Raw genomic sequence first — 3282 nt, 5'->3', positions numbered from 1 at the left:
TTGTTTTTGCCCTGTAGCGGCCACAAACCCACGGCCCACGCGGGCGCGCTGGGAAATTCCCCCTCATGTCAGTAGTGCCATTTCTATCGCTACCCTAGTGCTTGTGCCCAAGGATTTTTTGAGCTTTCCTGACATCCGGGAAATGGGTGGCGAGGTATAGGCGACAAGCTGCCGCGTCTCCCAGCGGGCCAAAAAGCGACGGATGAACTCGGTATGCACAGGCATGAAAAAACTCCCGGTTGTGGCCGGAAGCGTAGCATGGAGAATCTGGGGAGGATTACCCAGAACCATCTCAGCACGTCCCAGGTGCATCTCAGGACAACTTGACAGGTTTTTCGATCTTGACAGAAGTAAGACAATGTATTACATATACCCACATGCAAAACACCCCTATGACGGTAGCGGAAACTCCGGCGTTTACGCATGAAGTGAAAGCCCTCCTGACCGAGGACGAGCGGAACGATCTGATATTGTTTCTGGCGGAACATCCCGAGGCCGGGGATATTATCGAGCAGACGGGGGGTGTGCGAAAGGTGCGCTGGGCACGCCGGGGAGGCGGTAAAAGCGGCGGGTACCGCGTCATCTATTATTACTACGCGGAGTCCATACCGGTGTTTGCGCTGATGATATACCCCAAAAACCGCAAAGACACCCTGACGATGGGAGAAAAGAACGGTCTGAAAAGGTTTGTGGGAGAACTCCTCAAAGCCTACGGAGTGAAATAGATATGAGCGAATTTGGCGAAAAGCTCCTCAAGAGCATGGAACAGGCGGTCCAGATCGCCCAGGGCAAAATGCCCAAATCGGAATACGTGGAACACGTCGTTCAGGTGGCGCGCGCCCCCGAGCATGTGGATGTGAAATCCATCCGGGAGCGCATGGGCATGACGCAGGCGAGTTTCGCCGCGAGCTTCGGACTGTCCCTGTATGCCGTACGTGGATGGGAACAGGGAAAACGTAAGCCCGACCCCGCAGCACGCGCGTACCTGCGCGTCATCGAAAAAGCGCCGGATACCGTGCGCGCCGCGTTGGCGGGCTAAAAAATGCATCAGGATTCAGGCCGGGGCCAGCTACGCCTCGGCCTTTTGTTTTGTGCCAGCCGCCGTCTCGCGCCACAGTTGCAGACGTGCCGCCTCGGCGCTGTATTTGCGCCTCTTGTCGCGGCCCTCAACGGCAATGGGCGCGCCCGCGGCAACCCATATCCTGACCACCTTGGCGCAAACGCCCATTTCTTCACAGATTTCCCGCATACTCTTCAGGATTCGTCGGCAGGCCCCCCGTAGAGTTTGGTGCGTTCGCCCCAATCCGGCCATGGGTCAACGTCGATTTCCGCGAGCGCGAAACACAAGGCTGCCGCGCCTAGGAAGTCCGTGGGCTTTTTGGTCATGTCCTCCGCCTGCAACTTGGCGATTTCATCGGCTCCCGTGCAGGCGTCACCCAAGAACAGGGTCTTTCGCCGCGATACACGGCCATGAGGGCGTCGGTAATGCGCTCATGGTGCCAGTTGACCAGGAAAGGCTGGGCCATGGCCGGACGCTTTTTTGGAAACGGACGCAGGAGTGAAAAAAGCACTCCCGCCTTGCACCTCAAAAGAACGGATGAAGCTGGCCGAAGCCTGGCGGCCCTGGCGCAGCTATGCCACGGTCAATCTCTGGAATTCACGCTAAGGAGGCGAGCATGTATTACTGGACAACGCACCCGTCGCCTGTGGGTTTGCTTACCCTTGCATGTGACGGTGAAAATCTCACCGGCCTGTGGCTCGAGGGACAAAAGTATTTTGGAGATACTATCCCCGGGGAAATGTCCCTGAAAGACGACCTGCCGGTATTCAGGGCAGCGAAGAAATGGCTGGGCCGGTACTTTGCGGGAGAGAGGCCCGCCATATCAGAACTGCCGCTCCGCCCCATCGGAGGTGAATTCCGGCAAGGAGTCTGGAGCAGATTGTGTGAAATCCCCTATGGTCAGGTCGTTACCTACGGCGACATCGCGAAAAAAATGGCAGCCGGAATGAACAGGAAAAGCATGTCAAGCCAGGCTGTGGGCGGGGCCGTGGGCCATAATCCCATCTCCATTATTATCCCCTGCCATCGGGTCGTGGGCGCAAACGGCAGCCTTACGGGCTATGCCGGGGGCATCGGCGCAAAGATAAAGCTCCTCCAACTGGAAGGAGCCGATATGTCCCGGCTGTTTGCCCCCACAAAAGGCACCGCGCTTTGACAAGCGGCACTGCCTTGTCTTTTGCCTCATGGGAGAATGGCAATATCCGGATAGCCCACCACAGGTAAGGATTGCGACAACGGACAGGCCCGCGTCTTTCCCTATTGTCCGATCAATCCCAAACTCTTGCCGCTGAAAACCCCACTTCGGCCTTGTGTTGCCCTTTTTGCGTAACCAGCCCGCTTGGCATGGCCTTGCGGGCTGGTTCATTGTCCCATTGCGCGAATTGTTGATTTTCCGCCACTAAAAATTCCCGCCATTTCAATGAATTATAACATTTTCCTTTTTATCGGCGGCAGAACGACGGCGAAATTTCGCCGATCAGCTTTTCCCTGTAATATCAATAAATTACAAGCTATTATCTGCTTTTTTATTTTAAATCCTATGGCGAAACTTCGCCATATAGCAATAGCCATTTCAATCAACATATTAGTTTCATTGCGTTTAATCTTATGGAATAGCTCTTGCTATAAAGAAGATCGATATCTACTATCCTCTCACCAGCAACAGGAGACCGTTATGCCGACCCCAGCGTATATGACCATCACCGGCGAGCGTCAGGGCAACATCACCGCCAACAACTTTACCGAAGCCTCGGTGGGCAACATCTATCAGGAGGGGCACGAAAACGAGACCCTTATCGAGGCCTTCGAGCACAAGATACTGTTGCCCCGCGATCCGCAGTCCGGCCAGCCCACGGGCCAGCGCGTGCACCAGCCCCTGAAGATCACCAAGGTCATGGACAAGTGCTCTCCCCTGCTCTACCGCGCTCTTACCAGCGGCGAGCGTCTGCCCAAGGTGGAACTCAAGTTCTACCGCACCTCGGCCCAGGGCACCATGGAGCATTATTTCACCATGACGCTGGAAGACGCCATCATTACGGACATCACCACCTACATGCCCAACTGTCAGGACCCCGGCATGGCGCATTTCACCCATCTTGAGGACGTGCAGTTCACGTACCGCAAGCTCACCAAGACCCACGAAATCGCCAGCACCTCGGAAAGCGACGACTGGCGCAAGCCGCAGAGCGCTTAGCCGCCTGGGGCGCGGTTGCCGGACGCCA

At 56.1% G+C, this 3282-nt stretch carries 6 protein-coding genes; 4 read left to right on the top strand and 2 right to left on the bottom strand.

Features of this window, described 5'->3' with window-relative positions; all coding sequences use genetic code 11:
- Positions 1–392: 392 nt before the first annotated feature.
- Together KH208_RS15435 and KH208_RS15430 are read left to right on the top strand one after the other, a co-directional pair.
- Positions 393–725: a type II toxin-antitoxin system RelE/ParE family toxin gene (locus tag KH208_RS15435; RefSeq protein WP_165177925.1), complete on the top strand. Its 333-nt coding sequence runs from the start codon at positions 393–395 to the stop codon at positions 723–725.
- A 2-nt stretch (positions 726–727) separates the two neighbouring features.
- The gene (locus tag KH208_RS15430; RefSeq protein WP_291437777.1) at positions 728–1039 is read left to right on the top strand and encodes a helix-turn-helix domain-containing protein; all 312 of its coding nucleotides are present in this window, start codon (positions 728–730) and stop codon (positions 1037–1039) included.
- 30 nt (positions 1040–1069) lie between these two features.
- Here the strand turns inward: KH208_RS15430 and KH208_RS15425 are convergent, their stop codons facing one another.
- Positions 1070–1249, bottom strand: a complete 180-nt coding sequence (locus tag KH208_RS15425; RefSeq protein WP_291437776.1) for a hypothetical protein — start codon at positions 1247–1249, stop codon at positions 1070–1072.
- Positions 1250–1254: 5 nt separating this feature from the next.
- Positions 1255–1440 carry a hypothetical protein gene (locus KH208_RS15420; protein ID WP_291437774.1) on the bottom strand — a complete coding sequence of 62 codons (186 nt, stop codon included), beginning with the start codon at positions 1438–1440 and terminating at the stop codon, positions 1255–1257.
- A gap of 236 nt (positions 1441–1676) precedes the next feature.
- On the opposite strand from KH208_RS15420, the gene KH208_RS15415 reads away from it, so the two are divergent.
- Both KH208_RS15415 and KH208_RS15410 read left to right on the top strand, forming a co-directional pair.
- The gene (locus tag KH208_RS15415) at positions 1677–2216 is read left to right on the top strand and encodes a methylated-DNA--[protein]-cysteine S-methyltransferase (RefSeq protein WP_291437772.1); all 540 of its coding nucleotides are present in this window, start codon (positions 1677–1679) and stop codon (positions 2214–2216) included.
- A gap of 519 nt (positions 2217–2735) precedes the next feature.
- Positions 2736–3254 carry an Hcp family type VI secretion system effector gene (locus tag KH208_RS15410; RefSeq protein WP_008684977.1) on the top strand — a complete coding sequence of 173 codons (519 nt, stop codon included), beginning with the start codon at positions 2736–2738 and terminating at the stop codon, positions 3252–3254.
- Positions 3255–3282: the final 28 nt, after the last annotated feature.

It is taken from the genome of Desulfovibrio sp. (assembly GCF_018379785.1).
Classification (GTDB): Bacteria; Desulfobacterota; Desulfovibrionia; order Desulfovibrionales; family Desulfovibrionaceae; genus Desulfovibrio.
The sequence above is the reverse complement of the archived record's forward strand: the minus strand, read 5'-3'. Positions and strand labels throughout refer to the sequence as shown.